The sequence below is a fragment of the Roseateles sp. P5_E11 genome (assembly GCF_054049355.1).
The window spans coordinates 1-3296 of record NZ_JBFUMO010000615.1 but is presented as its reverse complement, the minus strand read 5'-3'; the positions used below and the strand labels follow the sequence as shown (position 1 = coordinate 3296).

Here is a 3296-nt window from a genome sequence, read left to right as displayed (position 1 = left end):
GAACACGTCGTTTTCCCAGTACCCGCCCACATTGCCGGCAATCTTGGAAGCGCCGGTCATCGGGCGGCCGTCTTCGACGCGCGTCTCGGTGTAGCTGGCGTTGGACTGAAAGCCGAAGCCCCAGGCGATCGGCTGTTCCCATGACAGCTCGAGGCCGCGGATGCGGGCCTTCTGCTGCGTTGAGCTGTTGATCAGGTAGGTGCGGTACTGGTTGGTCGTGCCGTCGTACAGCTCGACGGTCTGGCCCGACGACGTGCCTCCGGTCTTGGCGTAGCCGTCGATCAGCGAACTGAAGCCGGAGAGCGCCAGCATGGCGCGCTTGTCGTAATACCAGGCCACCGAGATGTCCAGGTTGCGTGAGCTCATCGGCGTCAGGTTCGGGTTCGGGCCGGTCACCGTGCAGCCCTGCGAGTTGCAGGCTTGGGCTGAATAGGTAGCGCCGTAGAGGTTGTAGTTCTGGCGGCCGATGGTCTTGGACAGGCCCAGGCGGCCGACCAGGCCCGTGGCGAACTCATAGCGCAGGTTCAGGCTCGGCAGGATGTCGTCGAATGTGCGCCGGGTGCTCTCCTTTCGGTAGATCACGCCCGTGGCACCGTTGAAGGGCACGTTGTCGTAGTAGGGCTGGCCTTCGCTGACGTCGAGGATGGCGTCCGGGTAGGCGGCGCAGGGCACATAGGGCTTGCCCGGCTCGATGCGCAGGCAGGCGCCTGCCGGAATCGGCACGGGGGTGCGGGAGGTGACGGTCGTGCGCACCAGGCGCAGGCCGACATTGCCGGACCACTTCTCGCCTTCCAAGTTCTGCATCAGGTAGGCCGCGCTCTGCACTTCGCGCAGGTCGATGGAGCCGGAGATGCGGCKCTCCCATTGAGAGTTGGTTTGCTTGGCCAGGTCGCCGAAGAGGCTGGTCAGCGTGTCCCGCGAGAAATAGAAGCCGGAGTTGTCGAAGTTGCCGCCGAGGTACTGGCCGAAGTCGCCGGGGTAGGGCACGGCCAGGGCCGGGTCAGGCGCGTTGGCTGCCACGAAAGCGGACTTCAAGGCCACGGTCGACAGGCCGTATTGGCGGCGGTGATCGGCGTTGCGAAAGCCGAAGTTCATCGAGCTGAAGATGCCGCTGTCCTGCGTGTACTCGCCGTCGATGGCGAAGCTCTTCTCGCTGTCGATGGTGTGGTAGCGGTTCAGGCCGCTGCGGCCGGTCAGGCGGTAGCCGGGCGTGCCGGCGGCCGCGCTGCTGGCCAGGGGCGTGGTGCCGCTGCCGGCGTTGATCCAGCTGAAGTCCGGCGCCTTCTCCAGGTCGGTGATGTCGTACTTGATGCCCTGGCCGTAGCGCGAGTAGGTCAGGCCGCGGTCCATGTCGGTGTGGCCGACGCCCTTGGTTGTGCTCAGCAGGCCCTTGAGGGTCAGCTTGTCATTGACGACCCACTTGCCATCCAGGTCCAGGAAGCCGGAGCTGGCGTACGCGCCGCTGCGGTAGAAGCCTTCGGAGTCGCCGGCGTACTGGGCCGGCAGGCCGTTCGCGTAAGAGATTTCCGCGGACTTCAGCACGCGCAGCTTGTGGCCGTAGATGGTCTCCTCTTCGACGATTACCGGGTTTTTTATGGAGGCATAGACACGCTGGCCGTTGACGTTGGTGGCCGTGGTGCCGCCCAGCGGGCCGGACTGGCCGGCCAGCATCTGGTAAATGGCGCCCATGGTCGCGCGGCCGAAGTTGGCTGCGTTCATCTTGGAGTAGAAGCCGGTCAGGCCGACTTCGGTATTGCTGGTGGGCTTGAGCTGGCCGGAGAACATGCCGCCCTTGCGGTCGCGCACACCTTCCACGAATTCGGTGGACATCGAGCCGGGCAGGCGCACGCCGTTCAAGTCCGCTGCCTTGTAGGGTGTGYCTGCCAGCGAGGCGTCGGTGATGCCCAGCATGGTGGCCGTGTTGATCTGGTCCCAGCCGGAGTTGGCGCCGTAGGCGAAGCGCGAGGCGGTGTCGCGGCGGATGTAGCGCTTCTCGGCGAAGACCTGGCCGATGAAGCCCAGCGTGCTGTCTTCGTTCTTCCAGTTCAGGCTGGCGTTGAGCTGCGGGCTGGTCTTGCCGGGCAGGTCGGCGTACACGGCGCCGGCGCTGACCACGCCGCTGAAGCCCTTCGGATTGTCCAGGGGTTTGCGGGTCGTCACATTGATGGTGCCGGCCAAGCCGCCGTCCAGGATATTGGCCTGCGAGGTCTTGTAGACGGTGGCCGAGTTCAGCACCGACGAGGGCATCAGCGACAGGCTGGTGGAGCGGCTGCTGGAGGCCTGGTCGGACAGGTACCAGTCACCGCCAGAGACGGTGTGGCCGTTGAACAGGATCAGCGACATGTCGGGGTTGGTGCCGCGCATGGCGACCTTCTCGGCCTCGTCGTAGTCCGTGCGCACGGCCACGCCGACGACGCGCTGCAGGGAGTCGGCCAGGTTCTTGTCGGGCATCTTGCCCACGTCCACGGCCGTGATGACGTCCACGTTGGCCGAGGCGTTGCGCTTGGCGTCCAGCGAGCTTTCCAGCGAGGCGCGGATGCCCGTGATGACGACCTTCTCCAGCGCCTGCGCGTCGGCCTTGGCCTTGGCGCTGTCCGGGGCGTTGGCCTGCTGGGCCAGGGCTGCGCCCTGCAGGCTCATCAGCAGGGCGGCGAAGCCACAGGTGATGGGAGTGGGCTGGAATCTCATGGTGTTGTCCTTGCGTTGCCGAATGCAAAGATTCTTGCGACGCAAGTCACACCCCATCAGGGGCCAAGCCCGCGAAGTCGGCACCGGRGCAACACTCCGCGCATCACGGAATGACGGCGGGGCATGTACGGCGGTTATGCCCGCCGCGCCTCACCTGCGAGTCACGTCAAACGACGTGGCAGGCGACGCGCCGCCCGTCCACCTCGCGYAGCAGCGGCACCTCTTCGCTGCAGCGCGGCACGGCTAGCGGGCAGCGCTTGTGGAAGCTGCAGCCGCTCGGCGGATTCAGCGGGCTGGGCAGCTCGCCATGGATGACGATGCGCTCGCGCCGGTCGGCCTTGCGCAGCGCCGGTGTCGCGCTCATCAGCGCCCGCGTGTAGGGGTGCAGGGGTGCCGCGAACAGCCGCTTCTTCTCGCCGATCTCCACGGCTGTGCCGAGGTACATCACCATGACCTCGTCGGCCACATGCTCGACGACGCTGAGGTTGTGCGAGATGAACACATAGCCCGTGCCGAACTCGTCCTGCAGGTCCATGAAGAGGTTCAGGATCTGGGCCTGGATGGACACGTCCAGCGCGCTGACCGGCTCGTCGGCGACGACGATGCGT

The 3296-nt window shown here is 66.1% G+C and carries 2 protein-coding genes; both read right to left on the bottom strand.

The features are described from left to right. Window positions 1–2688: TonB-dependent receptor (locus ACXJKR_RS27925; RefSeq protein ID WP_457325600.1), on the bottom strand; the 2688-nt coding region annotated here is incomplete at its 3' end. Window positions 2689–2854: 166 nt separating this feature from the next. Then, a partial coding sequence (locus ACXJKR_RS27920; protein WP_457325599.1) for an oligopeptide/dipeptide ABC transporter ATP-binding protein occupies window positions 2855–3296 on the bottom strand: 442 nt, incomplete at its 5' end.